This window comes from Jeotgalibacillus sp. 10bf12, from assembly GCF_055597105.1.
On record NZ_CP200276.1, the window covers coordinates 396528 to 413836 of the forward strand.

The 17309-nt window shown below is 44.7% G+C and carries 14 protein-coding genes; 3 read left to right on the forward strand and 11 right to left on the reverse strand.

Annotated elements, in window-relative coordinates:
• Window positions 1–84 precede the first annotated feature (84 nt).
• The 7 genes from DH10bf12_RS01850 to DH10bf12_RS01880 all read right to left on the reverse strand — a co-directional run bounded on the left by DH10bf12_RS01850 (window position 85) and on the right by DH10bf12_RS01880 (window position 11473).
• Window positions 85–4440: a S8 family serine peptidase gene (locus tag DH10bf12_RS01850; RefSeq protein WP_471736928.1), complete on the reverse strand. Its 4356-nt coding sequence runs from the start codon at window positions 4438–4440 to the stop codon at window positions 85–87.
• A gap of 792 nt (window positions 4441–5232) precedes the next feature.
• Window positions 5233–6111: a MurR/RpiR family transcriptional regulator gene (locus DH10bf12_RS01855; protein WP_471736929.1), complete on the reverse strand. Its 879-nt coding sequence runs from the start codon at window positions 6109–6111 to the stop codon at window positions 5233–5235.
• A gap of 56 nt (window positions 6112–6167) precedes the next feature.
• Window positions 6168–7010, reverse strand: coding sequence for a carbohydrate ABC transporter permease (locus DH10bf12_RS01860; RefSeq protein ID WP_404405795.1), 843 nt, complete (start codon window positions 7008–7010; stop codon window positions 6168–6170).
• A 14-nt stretch (window positions 7011–7024) separates the two neighbouring features.
• Entirely contained in the window at window positions 7025–7918 is an 894-nt protein-coding gene (locus DH10bf12_RS01865) for a carbohydrate ABC transporter permease (RefSeq protein WP_471736930.1), read from the reverse strand.
• Between the two features lie 282 nt (window positions 7919–8200).
• A complete protein-coding gene (locus DH10bf12_RS01870; RefSeq protein ID WP_471736931.1) occupies window positions 8201–9526 on the reverse strand; it encodes an ABC transporter substrate-binding protein in 1326 nt (441 codons plus the stop codon).
• A gap of 60 nt (window positions 9527–9586) precedes the next feature.
• Complete coding sequence (murQ, locus tag DH10bf12_RS01875; protein WP_471736932.1) at window positions 9587–10504, reverse strand: N-acetylmuramic acid 6-phosphate etherase; 918 nt, start codon at window positions 10502–10504, stop codon at window positions 9587–9589.
• Window positions 10505–10510: 6 nt separating this feature from the next.
• Window positions 10511–11473, reverse strand: coding sequence for an N-acetylglucosamine kinase (locus DH10bf12_RS01880; RefSeq protein WP_471736933.1), 963 nt, complete (start codon window positions 11471–11473; stop codon window positions 10511–10513).
• A 283-nt stretch (window positions 11474–11756) separates the two neighbouring features.
• Between DH10bf12_RS01880 and nagA the strand changes: the two genes are divergently transcribed.
• From nagA to DH10bf12_RS01895, 3 genes are all read left to right on the forward strand, one after another.
• On the forward strand, window positions 11757–12914 hold the full coding sequence (nagA, locus tag DH10bf12_RS01885) for an N-acetylglucosamine-6-phosphate deacetylase (RefSeq protein ID WP_471736934.1): 1158 nt from the start codon (window positions 11757–11759) through the stop codon (window positions 12912–12914).
• Complete coding sequence (nagB, locus tag DH10bf12_RS01890; RefSeq protein ID WP_471736935.1) at window positions 12896–13618, forward strand: glucosamine-6-phosphate deaminase; 723 nt, start codon at window positions 12896–12898, stop codon at window positions 13616–13618. Before nagA ends, nagB begins: the two co-directional genes overlap by 19 nt.
• Window positions 13619–13690: 72 nt before the next feature.
• Complete coding sequence (locus DH10bf12_RS01895; protein WP_471736936.1) at window positions 13691–14848, forward strand: GGDEF domain-containing protein; 1158 nt, start codon at window positions 13691–13693, stop codon at window positions 14846–14848.
• A gap of 38 nt (window positions 14849–14886) precedes the next feature.
• On the opposite strand, the gene DH10bf12_RS01900 is transcribed toward DH10bf12_RS01895, so the two are convergent.
• From DH10bf12_RS01900 to DH10bf12_RS01915, 4 genes are all read right to left on the reverse strand, one after another.
• Complete coding sequence (locus tag DH10bf12_RS01900) at window positions 14887–15495, reverse strand: DUF421 domain-containing protein (RefSeq protein ID WP_471736937.1); 609 nt, start codon at window positions 15493–15495, stop codon at window positions 14887–14889.
• A gap of 51 nt (window positions 15496–15546) precedes the next feature.
• The gene (locus DH10bf12_RS01905) at window positions 15547–15912 is read right to left on the reverse strand and encodes a DUF2512 family protein (RefSeq protein ID WP_471736938.1); all 366 of its coding nucleotides are present in this window, start codon (window positions 15910–15912) and stop codon (window positions 15547–15549) included.
• A 120-nt stretch (window positions 15913–16032) separates the two neighbouring features.
• Window positions 16033–16476: a threonine/serine exporter family protein gene (locus tag DH10bf12_RS01910; protein WP_471736939.1), complete on the reverse strand. Its 444-nt coding sequence runs from the start codon at window positions 16474–16476 to the stop codon at window positions 16033–16035.
• A gap of 15 nt (window positions 16477–16491) precedes the next feature.
• On the reverse strand, window positions 16492–17253 hold the full coding sequence (locus DH10bf12_RS01915; RefSeq protein ID WP_471738170.1) for a threonine/serine exporter family protein: 762 nt from the start codon (window positions 17251–17253) through the stop codon (window positions 16492–16494).
• Window positions 17254–17309 lie beyond the last annotated feature (56 nt).

The following is a 17309-nucleotide window of genomic DNA, read 5'->3' on the forward strand; positions in this document are numbered from 1 at the left end:
CTTTCACCATTTTTTCTCCTGCAAATAAATGAGGGGGAAAGAGTAGAGATGAAAGATGAACAGCCATCCCTACTCTTTTAATCATTATCTGGTTAAGCCAGGAATATCAGGTCTGCCTGGTACAGGTCGCACAGGGCGATCTTTATCTCCAGGGGACCAGCTGTTGATAAATAGTTTTCCTTCAGCGATTTGACGCGCTTCGTTGCCAAAGTCATCCTTCACTGTTACCTCGATCGCAACTCCATCGGCAATCACAGACGATGTTGCTGTCCAATAGGCTTCGTATTGACCAGGAGCTACTTCATTAATAGGAAGCTCCGTTACATTACTTGTGCCTAAATTCGTTAATGGCATCTGCAAGACAAAGCTTGCATCCAGATCTTCTTCACTTTCAAAGGAGATCTTCACAGATTCTCCCGCTTTCAGGTGAACATCCTCTACAGGCTGCAAGTTATCAATGGCAAGATCGTCAAACTTCGCTTCAACCGTTACTTCTTCAGAAGACGAGTTGCCTGCTAAGTCAGTTGCAACGATGTCAAAATGATTTTCACCATTTTCCAGTAGTACTCGTTTTGAGAAAGAACCATCTGTTACAGTTGCATCCTGACCGTTAATGGTCACTTTATCCAGATGCTCCTCATCGACAGTTCCTGTGATCGTAATCGCCTCTTTATTTGTTTTCAATCCATCTTCAGGACTCGTAACGGACAGTCCAGGTGCTGTCTGATCCACTGTAATCGTCACCGGATCAGATTCATCTGTCATTCCGGCTTCTGTTGTAACTCTTGCAGTCAGAACGTTTTCACCTTCAGACAGCTCAACAGAAACTTCATATTGTCCTTCTTCAGAAGCTGTAGTCGTCCCAGCTTCTTCTCCATCGTTATACACAATGACATCTGTATTTGGCGCTGCATTCCCTTCTACATTGACAGACGTTCCATTTGTAAATGAACCATCTGCTGGTGAAGTAATGCTTGGCGCTGTAACTTCGTAGTCAACAAGTGCACGGATCATGTAGTTTCCTTCTTCTGCCGGAACCTGTGACCATGCTCCCGCTACATACTGCCAGCTGCGTTCAGCATTCGGACCATCTTCATCTGTACCTAAACCTGGTGTATCAGGGTTTGCTTTTGATTGAATGTAAACCATGTAGAAGTCTCCATCCACAACGACACCTTCGCCACTTAAGTCAACCTGCGTCCATGTGCCGTCACGCTTTGCCGTACCGTCAACCGGTCCAGCCAGTTTCGTTCCAGGTGCTCCGTCTGCTCCCGTTGCATCCCAGATCTCTACCTGGAACTCAGTACCACCAGGAACTGGCCACTCGGTATCCCAGAAACGGAATAAGCCGCCTGTTACTAATGCTGCATGATGACCCTCTTCCAGGGACATTTTCACAGCCCATCCATTTCCAGCATCATAGAATGCTCTCGCATTTTCAGCTGTTCCATCGTCATAGCCGATTTCACCAGCAAATCCGATGAATGGACGTAATTCAATATCTTGTTCGATATCCCCTTCAAGCGAAATCGTTACTTCTTCGCCATAGTAGTTAGGTGCTACCACTTTTAGCGTATAGGTTCCTTCGTAGCCGGTAAGCGAATAGTTTCCGTTTTCATCTGTTTCCACAGGTGTAACGGCCGCATCCTCCATCAGGTAGACGGTTGCGCCGCTTACAGGGGCACCAGTCGCTTGATTGACTACTGTACCGGTTACCGTGCCGGTCGGAAGTTCTTCCATTTGGAAGTTAGCAGTTGTATGTTCATTTTCTACAACTTCAATGGATTGTGTTTGAGGTACATAACCGTATGCTTCAGCCACAAGCGTGAAGTCACCAACGGCATGAGTCATATTAAATTCTCCAGTTGCAGGATTTGTATTGACAGATCGGTTTGTTTCTTCCACTGTCACTCTTGCACTCATTGGCAGACCAGAAGTTACAGCATCCTCTGAAATCACTTCCGTTTTCATATCCACTGCGTCTGCATTTTTTCGATCAATTACTTTTTGCGCATCAAATTTCGGTGCACGTTCATTTTTTGTTGACCCTTCGTCTTTTACTTTTTTAGCTTTTGCTACTGAAGATAAAGCTTCAGCAGAAATTTTAAAGTCATCTATATACCAGCCTGGTCGAACAATTGTAAAATCTGTTTCAAGTTCAAATGCAACAGTAATTGTTTTCCCGGCATAGGCAGATAAATCATATTGTCCATCGATCCAATCTCCACTTACACCGGTGAATGTATCGATCAGTTCCCATGAAGTTCCACCATCATCTGTGATAAAGATATGACCGAAATCCCAACCATTTTCAATGTTGTACCATTGTTTAAATTGAAGATAAGCATTTCCATCCTCAGGTATAGCAAAAGGCGGCGTTTCAATCGCCTCGAATAAATCGTTTGCATAATTTCCTGCTAAGTTAGTACCTACTACTTTCTCACCGGAGAATGCACTTCCAGGACCCGATGCAGGAGTTCCCCACTGCCATGTTTGCATTGGTCCAACGATTTTCCAGCCGTTAATGTCCGTTTCGAAATCCTGCTCATAGCCAACGGTCGGCGGAGCATTGACTGTCACCGTATAATATTCGCTTGATGTTTCATTCTGACCGAAGTCTACGGCTTTCCAGCGATACACCATTGCACCTTCAACAACATTCTCGCCGTTGATCATGGCACTGTAAGTTCCGTTTTTATAATTCCCTCCTGTATTTGCTGCAGTTACCTCTTCCCAGGTACCGTCTTCTTTTTGATACTCAAGGGTTACTTCTGTGACACTGATATCATCTGTTACAGTTGCTTCTAACGCGATCGGCACTCCAGCGAAAACCTCTGCCGGACCCTCGTGTTCAATCACCGGAGCTTCTGTATCTTCGCCGTCTTTTGTTACTTGGCCACTAATGGTTCCAAGTCCTGAAATAACGGCTGATACTGCGTCGAACACGTTAATAATCCCGTCTCCAAAACCGTTATTTGGTGCCGTTGGGTATTGATCATTTGTTCTTGGCGTAGCTGTATCCATTAACAAGTCTTCAACATCATCAATCGACAGACCAGAGTTAGCCTGAAGAATTAATGCCGCAGCCCCCGCTACATGTGGTGCTGCCATTGAGGTTCCATTGTAGTTACCATATGCACCGCCTGGAAGTGAAGAGCGGATGGAAACGCCCGGTGCTGAAACATCCGGTTTCTGAGTTCCATATGGAGATGGACCCTGCAATGAGAAGGTTGCTAAGTTTTGATTGACATCTGTCGCTCCGACAGCGAAAGATTCCGGATAGTTTCCTGGCGCTGCAACTGAACCAGGTCCTCCAGGGTTACCTGCGCGCGTGTTACCAGCTGCAAAAACCGGTACGATTTCTGATGCTCTCCACGCTTGAACCATTGGCCGGTACCATTCATCCAGTCCCGGTCCGCCGCCCCAGGAGTTATTCACGATATCGGGAGCCATCGCAGGATTTGGATTACCATTCGCATCAGTAGGTGCTAAAATCCACTCACCTGCTGCCAATAAATGAATATCCTGACCTCCAGCCGGGCCGAATGCATTAGCTGCAATCCACTTTGCTCCCGGTGCTACGCCGACTTGATTTGCATCATTTGACTCTGCACCCGTCATGGTTCCTGTTACATGTGTTCCATGTCCTTCCGGATCAATTGGAGTGGATGAACCGTTCACCGGATCAAACCAGTTATATTCATGGTTTACCTCTCCATTGTTGAAACCGCGGTATTGTTCCTTAAGAGCTGGATGATCCCATTGAACACCTGTATCAATCGTAGCTACGACGATACCGGCTCCATCAATGCCCTGATCCCATACAGCAGGTGCGCCAATTTGATCCACACCCCACTCGACAGCTTCAGTGGTATTGGCTGGTTCTGCCGTCTGGGTATCATCAATCACTGCACGGGTTTCATTCGGATCAATACTTGCTACTTCCGGGAGCATAGCGATTTTCTCCATTACATCCTTAGTTGCCGTAACTGCAAGACCATTTACGATGTAAAAGGAATGAATATCTTTTGCTTTCCCGTTTTTTTCCTGCTTTTCTAAGAAATCTATTACATTCGCTTGCGAAACTTTAGCAGTGGATCTTAATTCATTTACGATTTTCGACCGTTTTGCTAACTCCGCCTGTGAAGGAGTCATTTTTGATTTGGCAGCTGCTTGATCTGCATTCACTGCGACACTCGCCGTATCCACCTGTTCATTCATCCTGACAAGAAACGTAACCATTTCATCTTCCTTGAACAGCGTATTTAACTTTTTATCAACCTTCGATTCTACTATTTCTTTTGTGCTGCTAAGATAAGAGGTCGATACATCCGCTGTTCTGGCAGATGCCTGACTTGCAGAAAAACTCGGTACAACTAAAGCCGCACACATTAGCATTACTGCCACTCTGTTAAACTTTCTTTTCGCGTTCTTTTTCATTTTCATCCTCCCGTATTTTTAGTTTGAATGAAAAAACCGTTCCTCCTTTACACATAATTCCTATCCTCCAATGCAATAGGATGAAAGTGGCTAAAGTAAGCTTTCATACATCTAAAGTTGTCAGGAGATTAGACCAAATCAATCACTTATGTAGGAAAATAGGTATATCTATACTGTAGTCACAATCAAAAAAAGATGCTGTCGAAAAAAAGATTTAATTTTCTAAATATTAAAAATTAGTTATATGTATACTGGTGATAATTGGATTTAATAGTATTTATTAACCATTAAATTGGTTGTTTTCATCTGATTCTAGATCGAATCGTCGTGAGGTTCCTCCCATCTCCTTCTCCTCACTTTTAAATTTTTAGAACTTTTTGTCATATAAACCGTTTATTATGTCGTTTACCCTCCACCACATGGTAAAAAAAGGGCGATAAAACCGTTAAGTTCTTAAATCAAGACTATGAAAAAATACCTATTCAACATATAAAAGGACTAAACCAGGCAGTCCGCTCAGTGAGCAAGGGCAAGTAATCGACACAACGCTAAGTCTATGGAAAGGAAGTTCTTCCCTTCTACTGATGTACTAGAACACACGACTCAGCTGAAAGGATGAGAGAGGAAATTCTGATACTGCTAAAATTAATTAACCAAAGCAAAACAGCAGTGGCGCACACTGCTGTTTTTACATCTCTATCAACCTTATTCAGCTTTTGTAAAGTGCTGATTCATGTCGTTCACTCCTTTTGAATAGACAAAAAGCCCACATGTGAGTAGAGGGCTTCATTGCTATTTCTTTAAGAAATCCATCGCTGACTTAATTTCTTCTATATAACTCGCCGCTTCATCATACTGATCTGTCACAACACACGTGAATAAAATATCGATCATATGGAGCTGGGCAAGCCTTGATGAAGTAGCACCGCTTCTGAACGGTGCAGGAATTTCCCGTGACGCTGAGATAAATAAATTGATATCTGCATGAGAAGTCACTTTCGACTGACCATACCGCGTCAGGCTGATCGTCGTGGCCCCCTGCTTTTTGGCGAGTTCCATGATTTTTGCGGTTTCGTGCGTTTCTCCTGAAAATGAAATCCCCACGACGACGTCATCATTTGTGGCATTGGCAATGTACATCGCCGCATTATGAATATCAGTAAATGCAGAAGTCGGTTTATTCATACGCAGAAACTTTTGCTGGGCGTCTTTTGCGATAATACCTGAAGCGCCTACCCCGTAAAAGTGGAGACGGTCTGCTTTCTGAATCGCTGCGACTGCTTTTTTCAACGCTTCTACATTGACCATTTCAGTTGTTTCCTTGATCGCCTGAATGCTGTTGCTCGTGACTTTATTAATAATGGATTCAATGTCCTCACCCGGCTGAATATCGCGGTACTGTGCTTCATCAGGCTTATGAAGATCTCCTGAAATTCTGACTTTCAGCTCCTGGTATCCTTTTAGCCCGAGTGATTTACACAGCCTGATCACTGCCGCGCTGCTTGTTCTGCTTGCTTCTCCAAGCTGGTTGGCAGTGAAATAGACGGTTTCGTGCGGGTGTTTTAAGATGTATTCTGCAATTTTACGTTCTGATGGCGGCAGCTTGTGTAAAAGCTCGTTGATGAGTACAAGGCCGCCTGTGATCGATCGGTTACGCTGAGGGTCCTTCACAGCTTTCCTCCTATTGTTCAGTCGTTTCTTCATATTAATGTATCATAACCTGCGCCTTATCCTTTAATCGCACCTTCAGTCATTCCTTTTGCGATACGCTTCTGGAAGATGGCATACAGGATGATGACCGGGATAATGGCGATGGTCAGACTGGCAAACAGTGTGCCCCATGCGTTCGTGTACTGGGCTTCACTGCCGATAAAATCAATTGCCAGACCAAGCGTATACTTTTCGCGAGAGTTCAGGAAGATCAGAGCCATAAAGTACTCGTTCCAGAACTGGATCGCATTCATAATTGAGACGGTAATAATCGCTGTTGTTGAAAGTGGAGCAATGATTTTAAATAAAATGCCATACGGTGACATGCCGTCCATGGATGCTGATTCCTCAAGCTCTTTTGGAATCGTTCCCATGAAGCTCGTCAGAACAAAGATTGAAAATGGAAGCTGTGAAATCGCATAGACGATTGAAAGGCCGATAATACTGTCGAGTAATCCAAAATCCATTAATAAGAAGAATAATGGAATCCAGCCAAGCACCATTGGAATCATCATTGCTGAGACATAGACTGTAAACAGAATGCTGCTTCCGCGAAAGCGCAGGCGCTCAAGTGCATACGCTGTCGGGAGTGCCAGTACGAGTGTGAGGGCCATTCCGAGCACTGTGACGATCGCGCTGTTGAATACACTTGTATCAATATTATAATTGTTCCATGCATCTGCGAAGTTCTGAACGTTGAACGTTTCAGGCAGTCCCCACGGATTTGCATAAATTTCTGCATTTGATTTAAAAGAGCCGATAAACATCCAGATAATCGGATACAGTACCGCAAGTGTCCACAGGATCAGTGGAATCCGGATGCCTGTTCTGATCAGTGTCGGCTGCCATTTCTTTTTCATTCCGGTTCCCCCTCCTAGTACTGTACTTTCTCTCTCTTCATAAAGAACTGCAGGATTAATACTGTCAGCAGTGACAGAATCAGAATCATGACGCCAATCGTGGCCCCGTAACCAAAGTTATACTGAACAAACGCCTGCTGATAAAGATAAGACCCCATTACGTGCGTTGAGTTATTCGGTCCGCCGCCTGTCATGATCTGAACAATAATGAATGACCCATTTAACGTTGTAATCACGATATACAAAATTGAAATTTTAATCTGTGGCCATACAAGCGGAAGGGTAATTTTCCAGAACTGCTGCCACTGGTTTGCCCCGTCAATTTCTGCTGCTTCGTAATAGCTTTTAGATACATTGGAAATACCGCCGATCAGGAGAAGCATAAAGAGTCCAATTCCTGCCCATACCGACGGCAGCACAAGACTTGGCAGTGCCCAGTCCTGATCACCAAGCCATGGACGCGTCCAGCTCTCAAGCCCTAGAAACTCTAGTCCTGAATTCACAAGACCCAGACTCGGGTTATAGATAAACGTCCACAGGATCCCGATGACAACCACTGACATGATATTCGGGAAAAAGAAGACGACTCTGTAAAAAGGTGCTTCTTTAATTTTCAGCTGAGTCAGTGCGACTGCAAAGAAGATCGCAAGAATCATAATGCCGAATACTTTTGTAATGACAAGGAAGTAGTCGTGCCAGATGGTCTGGGGAATAATGTTATCGCTCAGCAGTCTTTTATAGTTATCAAATCCGATAAATTCCGAGTTTGAAGATGAGCCTGACCAGTCAAAAAATGAATAGTATAGTCCACTAAACAAAGGATATAGCGTAAAGATCGCAAACAAAATAAAGGTCGGCACCAAACAGAAAGCTAAGAACAGATTTTTTTGTTTTTTCGACTGTACCATTCAAATCACTCTTTCTATCTGTTTTTACAGGGTATTTATTATGTAATTCTTTTAAAATGAAGGGTGAAACTCATCTGTTTCACCCTTTTACAACCGGTTTACTACGCTTCAGGCGGACGCTTTCCTGGATGAGCCGTTTTGTGGCTCCATTAGACCTCCTCGGCTTCGCCTGTGGGGTCTCAGCTTCCAACTAATCGTCCCGGAGTCGCCGCCTTACGCTCCGCTCACCTCAAAAATACATTTTAAAGATCCTTAACATTAAGCTGTTCTAAGCAAACAATATTATTGTCTGTACTGACTTGCTGCTTCTTCTGCTGCCTGAACAAATTCTTCAGCCGAGCTGTCTCCGAGCATCAGTGAAAGGAGTGCGTTTCCAACAGGTGTCTCAAGATCAGCGCTCATCGGGTGAGGCTTCTGATAGATCGTTACCTGCTCTGTATCGTTGATCATTTCGTTTGCATCTTTCAGGTACTGAGGTACATTGTCGTTTTCAGACAGGTCAACGCCTGCAACGTTCATGATTGCGCCGGTGTGCTCTGAGAATGATTCTGCATATTCACGAGAGAAGACAAATTCAACAAACGCTTCTGCTGCTTCTTTGTTTTGTGCATTTTCAGCGATTGCAAGTGGACGGAGGTCCGGAACGATTGCGAAGTTTTCACCTGCATCCTGCATTGGTGAAGGGATAAATCCGTATTCAAGGTCTTCCGGCGTATCGTTAGCCATTTCATTTGGCAGCCAGAAGCCAACCGGTACAAATGCATTGTCATGTAACAGGAAGTTCATCTGAGACTGTGTATGGTTCAGTGCACCAAGACCTGAGTCAAAGTAACCCGCCTCTACCATCTGCTCAACTTTTTTCATGACTTCAAGTGTTGTATCAGACGTCCATGCGCCTTCTTCACCTTTAATTAATGAAGCAAGAAGCTCTTCCCCGCCTGCTGCTGCAAAAGCAGGATACAATACGCCGCGAAGGAAGTAGTAAGGGTGCTGACCGCTTGTGACAAACGGGTCAATGTCTGCTTCTTCCTGGATGTTACCCATTGACTCCATAAAGCTGTCAAAGTCTGTCGGCACTTCAAAGCCTTCTGATTCGAACCAGGCTTTGTCATACCATGTACCCCAGGTATCAAATACAAGTGGCAGACTGTAAATCTCTCCGTCATGCTGATCGGGGTCAACGATAAAGTTATCCATCATTGGTGATCCGTCTTCAAGCTCCATCCCTTCCACAAGCTCAGTCAGGTTTGCAAGCTGTCCGTCTTCAATCATTTGCGTTTCACTTGAGCCCGCTCCATCGATGTACACGACATCAGGTGGATCATCCGATACCCAGCGCGATCTCATTTCTTCATTAATATTTGGTCCTGCATGTTCAACAATTGTCAGATCAGGATATTCTTCCTGAAAATCGCCAATGACTTCTTTCCACCAGGAGTCGCCATAGCCGCCGACGAAATACTGAATCTCAAGCTCACCTGACATTCCTTCTCCGCCACCTTCACTCTGGCCGCCGCCTTCCTCATCTGATGAACACGCCCCTAAGAATCCAGCTGAAAGTATAACTCCCCCTAAAATGAAACCGGTACTTCTCCAATCCTTTTTCAAGGTATTTTCCCCCTCTGTTTTGTAAATGATATTGGCACACTCCAGATCATCCGGAATGAATCAACCCGCTTTGTCCTGCTTTGCCAGACGCACTGCTTCCCTCGCATAACCTGAAGCCCGTGTGATGTAGTGATCTGCTTTTTCATAGCTGACGTCCGCTTCAATCATGACGATTGAATGCTTTACTTTCAGATGCGCCTGCTCCAGTGTTTCAGCTGCATGCTCATAAGTTGTTCCTGTGAGATCCATAATGATGCGTTTTGCACGCTCCATCAGCTTATAATTACTGGCATGTACATCAATCATCAGGTTTTCCTGCACCTTGCCAAGCTGTACCATCGCTGCAGTGCTGATCATATTCAGCACCATTTTATGCCCGGTAGCAGCCTTCATTCTGGTCGACCCCGTTAGTACTTCCGGGCCCGTCACCACTTCAATTGCCGTTTCAGCATACTGACTGATTTCAGCCTGCTGATTACTTGATAACGCAACGGTGTAAGCGCCGATCGAACCGGCATACTTCAGCGCGCCTGCCACATAAGGTGTTCTGCCGCTCGCTGCAATCCCAATGACGGTATCCTTTGCAGTCAGCGCTTTATTTTTCAAATCAGCCGCACCCTGACTTTCACTGTCTTCTGCATTTTCTTTTGCCTGACCAAAAGCAGCCATACCACCTGCCATTATGGCCTGCACCATCTCAGGCGGCGTCTTAAATGTAGGCGGACACTCTGAAGCATCTAAATAACCGAGTCTGCCGCTTGTGCCTGCCCCGATATAAATCAGTCTGCCGCCTTCTTTCAGCTTTTGTGCGATCCGGGTCGTTGCTTCCGTAATCGCGGGAAGTGCTTCCCTGACCGCTTCAGCCACCTTCTGATCCTCACCGTTGATGACCTGTAAGCATTCTTCCACCGACAGCTGATCCAGATTCATTGAGTGCTCATTGCGCTGCTCTGTTACAAGTAAAGATAAATCCGACATGCTCAATCACCTTCTTTTCTCTATACTAGCTGACTCTGCTGCTTCAATGAGCGCCCCTTCGACAGGCGTTCCATGCGCTTGTATCCAGATACCGAGCTGCCTTTCATCCAATTCACTGATAAATGCGGTTCTGAGCTGCGTCATGTGTTTGAAAACTGAACCGGTCGTTGTGACGATCGTCTGCGCATCATATTCACCGGCTTGTAGGTGCAGGCTCTTCACATGATCTGCCAGGTCCTGTGCAGCTTTATTGATAATCACACCTGCCACTTCATCCCCATTTTCCGCTGCTTCTGATACAAGCCTTGCAAGTGAAGCAACTTCACTTTTATCCCTTTGTTCCTGATACATATATGTAATGAGCTGTGTTTCTTTTTCAAATCCCAGCGTATGTAACATCAGTTCACTGAGTGCTGTTTCAGGTCCCCTTTTGTCAAATGCTTTAACGACGGCCTTTAAACCGGCAGCTGCAATCGCATAACCACTACCCTCATCACCAAGCAGATGTCCCCACCCGCCTGACTTAATCATCGAACCATCTCTTAGCAGCCCTGCAGCATTTGATCCTGTTCCAGAGATGATCAGCATGCCCTGCTCACGCTCAGGCGGGATTGCTCCTTTTAGTGCGATCTGTAAATCTGATTTTATTAAAGCGCTTACATTTTTGTAAAAGCCGTTTGTTTGAAGTTTCTTATCCAATGCATGACGCGCTGTTTCAGCATCATTGCTTCTTCCTGCTCCGGCAAATCCACCGCATATGGCTTTAATCTGGTGCTTTTCAATCTGATGAACTGCAAGCAACTCTTCAAGCTTTAAGCTGATTCGCTCTGCCATTTGTTGAAACCCTACAATCTGCGGATTCGTGCCGGGTCCTTCCAGTGTTTCTCCTAGAATTGAAATCTGATCTGCACGGCTGATTGCATACGTTGTTTTTGTGCCGCCACCGTCTATTCCGATAATATAATCCATCGCGCCCTCCTTGTAAGAGTTTCGTTCATTATAAAGTTTATGATTTTTTGTGTCAATATATTTTAAAATTAATGAATTTTTGTTTCAGTCTGCTATACTTGAGGAAAAAGTAAGGTGTTTAGAGCGTTCGAAACTGTGTGTGACAGCAGTCAATTGGGCTGATACCTACGTCGATTTCGTTGTTATGACACTCAATCCGGGTGTATCCCTACGTCAATCGCATTAATACATACGTCAGCAGCAATTTTAAGACACTCAGTCATGCAAAAAAGGAGCCTGCCCAATGAGAAGCGATTTAATTATCCAGACAACCCTAAAAACGATCATTGTTAATGATGGAAGAATCTCTGCAGTCAATGAGCAGCAGTCTGATTTCAGTACGCCACACATTTCGATCCCACCAACCCATCATCTTCTCCCAGGCTTCATCGATCCTCATATCCACGGGGCGGGTGGTGCAGATGTGATGGATGCGATACCTGATGCGCTTGAGACAATGGCGCAGACGCTTGTCAAAGAAGGTGTGACTTCTTTTCTGGCAACGACGATGACACAGAGTGAAGAAGCCATCCTGAAAGCTTTACGAAATACAGCGGTTTATATGAAACAGCCGGCTAAAGGCGCTGAGGTGCTTGGCATTCATCTGGAAGGTCCGTTTCTTTCACCAGACAAAGCCGGTGCACAGGATCCGGACTTGATGCTTGAGCCTGATATTGAATTATTCCATCGGTTTCAGGAGGAAGCAGACGGTGTGATCAAGGTCGTGACAGCTGCACCTGAGCTGAAAAACGGGATGACATTTACGCATGAGGTTTCAAAAAGCGGCGTTACAGTCTCAATCGGGCATTCGAATGCAACTTACGAAGCGTTTAAGCAGGCAGTTGAGGCCGGCGCCAGTCAGGTGACCCATTTATATAATCAGATGAGTCCCTTTCATCACCGGGATCCGGGTGTGACAGGCGGTGCGCTTTTAGAAAAAGGGGTAAAGGCTGAAGTCATTGCGGATTTCGTCCATAGTCACTCTGAGGCGGTACGGCTTGTCTGGCGCGTAAAAGGGTCGAACGATCTGATGTTGATTACTGATGCAATGCGGGCAAAAGGCTTATCTGACGGTGAGTATGATCTTGGCGGTCAGCAGGTGACTGTAAAAGGAGCGGAAGCGAGGCTTGCTGATGGGACACTTGCAGGAAGTGTGCTTACGATGGAACAGGCTGTTAAAAATATGATGTCACTTAATCACATCACAATAGACGAACTCGCACACATTACTTCAGGGAATGCAGCACGTAAGCTTGGGGTATGGAACCGTAAAGGCAGTATTGAGCCCGGCAAGGATGCTGACTTTGTCGTCTTAGACGAGGCGTACAATGTCGTACTGACGATCTGCCGCGGGGAAATTGTCTATCAAAAGGAGGAACTGCCATGGATATCGTCATTGTGAAAAACTACATTGAAATGAGTAAGTACGCTGCAGGGCTTGTGAGAGACTGCATTCAGAAGAACGATCATCCGGTGCTGGGACTTGCAACAGGCGGCACACCGATCGGACTGTATCAGCTGCTTGTCAGACAGTACCGGGCAGGGCTGCTTTCATTTAAACATGTGCGTAGTTTTAATCTGGATGAATATATCGGACTCGCCCCTGCACATTCGAAAAGCTACCACCGTTATATGCAGGAGCATCTCTTTTCCCATGTAGATATTCCGCGTGATCATACTTTTATACCGGACGGGATGGCACGTAATCTCCAAAAAGAATGCAGACATTATGAAAAGCTGCTGAAGAAATTTGGTCCGCCTGATCTGCAGATTCTCGGGATTGGTGAAAATGGACATATCGGTTTCAATGAGCCTGGCAGTGATTTTGATAGTCATACACATGTGGTCAGGCTTGCCGATTCAACGCGCGAGGCGAATGCACGTTATTTCCAGTCACTTGATGAGGTTCCGACACATGCAATCACAATGGGCGTGAAATCCATTCTACGGAGTAAAAAAATTGTACTGCTGGCATCCGGCGAGAAAAAAGCTGACGCTGTTAAAAGGCTGCTTGAAGGAAAACCTGATCCGGATTTTCCAGCCTCTGCTTTAACAAAGCATCAAAATGTTGTGCTTGTGGTGGATCAACAGGCTTTTGGAAAATAATTTTATTCAAATTAGATATTTAGACCTATTATCCCTTATAATAAAATTATCATATTATGGGAGGTGGGTTTAATGTTGCTGGATCCGATTACGCTTGGCGCAGTCGTCTTTCTTCTCGCTGTAATTTCTGCGGTTGTAATGACCATTACATGGAAGATGAATGTGAAGGAAAGAGGACTGAATATGTGGGCGTGGGCTGCGATCATTGGCGGACTGGGCTTTTTACCTCTTCTATTTGTACAATATATTGGTGCTTATGCAGCGGTATTAAATAATATTTCAACATTACTCACCACCCTTTTGATTCTGGAAGGAATTATGCGCTTCAGAGGGTATAACAAGGATCGTTTCCGTCTCACAATTTACATCTTCCTTATGAGTGCAGTGATGATTCTGATCCTGCTTTTTCGTGAATCACCTAATGAGCGGTTTTTAATTTTTGATTCGGTGGTTGTCGTTATTTTTCTTTTATCCGCATACTTTCTTCTAAGAAAATCATCCGGAACTGAAAGAAATATTTATATGATGTCAGCCGCTGCATTTATTTTGATGGGGCTGGCCTTTACCGGCAGATGGATCCTGGCGCTGAATGAATCTTTTGAAGCGAATTTTGCTTCACATCCTTATATCAGTTTTTTGTTTTTAATTGTCATTGTCTGGACAGTTGGGTGGACCTACGGACTCAGCATTGCAGTACACTTTCGAAACCATAACCGGATTATGAAGCTTGCCACTCACGATTATCTGACAGGTCTTCCGAATAGAAAATATTTAAATGATTATATGGAGAAACTTTTCACTAATAGGGAGAAAGAGCCATTTGTTTTGTTTTCACTCGACTTGAACGGCTTTAAGCAAATAAATGACACATTTGGTCATAAAACAGGTGATGACGTACTGATTAAGCTTGCTGATTCACTGCGTGACTTCACATCGCAGCGTTACACAGCTGTCAGGCTTGGTGGAGATGAATTTGTTGTGATTGTCAGACAACCAACTGATCATCAGGCGATTTCTAAAAAGAAAAGTGAACTCAGACAGGCGATTGAATGCGATAAACGGATTGAAGCCGGCGTCATCAACCTGAAAATTTCCATTGGTCATGCTGCTTACCCTGCCGATGGACAAACAATGGATGAGCTGTTGTCAAAAGCAGATGCAAAGATGTATCAGGAAAAGTCAGTCAGAAAGCAGGGTTCAGCAATCAACTCAGCCGACTATCATATCTAAAATGAAGCGACAAATTTCCCGGGAAATAGACAAGGGTGTTAATTTAAATGCTTTGGTTTATCTTGATCGGGCGGATCAATGATTTCTGTAAAAAGCGGGGCATCTGATTGTTTTGGCAGCTGACCACCATCAATATTCAGCTGCTGAGTGATTATGTTGATCCTTAACATCAGATTTTCATAATCTCCGGTTGTCATCGGCTGATACTCAGGCTTTAACACATAGCCCAATTGTCCGCTTGGTTCAATCGTTGCCCATTGGATTTTATTAAAATCATCAATGCCATTCTGCCTGAGCCACATCTCCAGTTTATCCACGGTTAATCTGATTTTCTTTAAGTTCTTCTCAACAATCTGACCATTTTCAATCACAACTTTTGATTTCCCGCTAAAAAACGTTTCCGCTTTATCCCATTTAAGCTGCATAAATTCAATAAAAACAAGCGTTCCGATCAATAAAGCCGCAACACCGAATGTTGTCCAGATGCTTTTCCCTGACACAGGCTGGATTAATAAACTGCCGATCGAAATCATAATCACCGTCTGGGCTATTGTCATTTGTGAAATGGACTTTCTTCCTGAGATTCTTAACAGTAAGACGCCAGCCACAATGATAAGAATCGCTTTCCATATCCAGTCTAACTCCATGCTAAGTCACTCCTTTACATGTAAAATCCCCTGCTGAGAGGGGATTATTCATCACGTGTGCGCTGCAGGCTCTGCTGTTTCTTCAAACAGGTTATTAATCAGCCATTTGTGATAGAAATATTCTCCGGCTGTCAGGATCAGTCCGGCTGCGATCGATTCACCAAGCATTTGATTATAGCCAATTAGCGTAAGCGTGAACCAGATGACGAGTGTTCCAAGAAGCAGATCGCCAATCGTGCCTATCGTATTCCCTGCATTTCTGACAACCAGCATATCCCCAATATAAGCAACAACATATAAGATAACTGCTACGATCGTTGAATCCAGAAATGTCACCTCATTAAATCCGGTCAGTACAATCCAGATAACCGGAAACAAAAGCAGCGCCTTAATCAGCATGGATTTTCCATGGTTCATGTTTTCACACCTCCGATCCTAACTTGCCCTGTTTTGTAAAGCGGCATACTGAGGAATGAGTGACAGGGTTGTCGGAATTGACCAATCAAAAAAGTCCGGTTTGATCACCGGACTCCCAACTTAACCTATTCTCTTGATCCTGCTCTGCTTCAGGATTTGACTAATCACCTCAGACAATACAATTCCCATCGCAATCGAACCTGACACCATAAATGCTTTTGCCGCAAAGGACAGTGCCATATTATAATCATTTGTCACAAATGAGCGCATTGCATTGTATGCCGTTCCACCAGGCACAAGTGGAATGATACCGGATACGATATAGATGATAATCGGTGCTTTATAGACGCGGGAGAACACCTGACTGATCACTGCGATCATAAAGGCTGCCGCAACCGTTGCAGGCACTTCACCGATTCCCTGGAATGTCAAAACAAAGTAAGCCATCCAGCCAAGCATACCAACCAGTCCGCACTTCCACAAAGCTTCCCTCGGCGCATTAAAAATAATTCCGAATCCTGCCGCAGCGATAAAGCTTGTGACAATGTTGATTAAGAAATCCACACGTTCTCCCCCTTTCTATAATAATGTCACTACAACCGCAATTCCTGAACCGATCGCAAACGCGGTCAGAAATGCTTCGGCCCCTTTAGATAAACCGGAAATAAAATGCCCGGCGATCAGATCTCTTACGGCATTCGTGATTAAAAGTCCCGGTACCAGCGGCATGACAGAACCGATAATGATTTTATCCAGCTCCTGCCCAAGTCCTGTCAGAACTGCACCTGCAGCAAGAAGCCCAATCACCAGCGCCGCCATAAATTCCGAGAAGAACTTAATCAGTACAAGATCATGGACATAGACCACACTTGCAAAACCGATTCCGCCAATAATCATCGCAGGAATAAAATCAGCCCATGACCCCTGAAACATCATTAGAAAACAGCCGCTTGAAATGGCAGCCGCCGCTATACGGGTCGCAAGTGAATAAGTCTCATCGTCTTTATAAATTCTCTTCAAAATCCGGTAAGCCTGCGGGACGCTAAGCTCTCCATTGGCAATACGCCGTGATGTACTGTTTACAAGCACGACCTTGTTCAAGTCTGTGGTGCGGTCAGAAATCCGGATCAGCTTCGTCTTTGTCGGCTCTTCTGTCTCAATCGAAAACATGATGCCAGTCGGGGTTACATAACTGTGAGACTCCTTAATTCCGTAGTTTTTTGCTATGCGCATCATTGTATCCTCTACACGGTATGTCTCAGCTCCGCTCTCAAGCATAATTTTGCCTGCTAAAAGACACACATCCATAATGTCATATTGCTCCTCAAGATATTGCTCCATATCCTCGATCTCCATGCCGTCACCACCTCCGTACAATTTCAGTGCTATTAGTGTAC

Bases quoted from the DNA above. Each gene is read 5' to 3' on its own strand.
- DH10bf12_RS01850 (WP_471736928.1), bottom strand. From the start codon at position 4,440: ATGAAAAAGAACGCGAAAAGAAAGTTTAACAGAGTGGCAGTAATGCTA.
- DH10bf12_RS01860 (WP_404405795.1), bottom strand. From the start codon at position 7,010: ATGAAAAAGAAATGGCAGCCGACACTGATCAGAACAGGCATCCGGATT.
- DH10bf12_RS01865 (WP_471736930.1), bottom strand. From the start codon at position 7,918: ATGGTACAGTCGAAAAAACAAAAAAATCTGTTCTTAGCTTTCTGTTTG.
- murQ (WP_471736932.1), bottom strand. From the start codon at position 10,504: ATGTCGGATTTATCTTTACTTGTAACAGAGCAGCGCAATGAGCACTCA.
- DH10bf12_RS01880 (WP_471736933.1), bottom strand. From the start codon at position 11,473: ATGGATTATATTATCGGAATAGACGGTGGCGGCACAAAAACAACGTAT.
- nagA (WP_471736934.1), top strand. From the start codon at position 11,757: ATGAGAAGCGATTTAATTATCCAGACAACCCTAAAAACGATCATTGTT.
- nagB (WP_471736935.1), top strand. From the start codon at position 12,896: ATGGATATCGTCATTGTGAAAAACTACATTGAAATGAGTAAGTACGCT.
- DH10bf12_RS01895 (WP_471736936.1), top strand. From the start codon at position 13,691: ATGTTGCTGGATCCGATTACGCTTGGCGCAGTCGTCTTTCTTCTCGCT.
- DH10bf12_RS01900 (WP_471736937.1), bottom strand. From the start codon at position 15,495: ATGGAGTTAGACTGGATATGGAAAGCGATTCTTATCATTGTGGCTGGC.
- DH10bf12_RS01905 (WP_471736938.1), bottom strand. From the start codon at position 15,912: ATGAACCATGGAAAATCCATGCTGATTAAGGCGCTGCTTTTGTTTCCG.
- DH10bf12_RS01915 (WP_471738170.1), bottom strand. From the start codon at position 17,253: ATGGAGCAATATCTTGAGGAGCAATATGACATTATGGATGTGTGTCTT.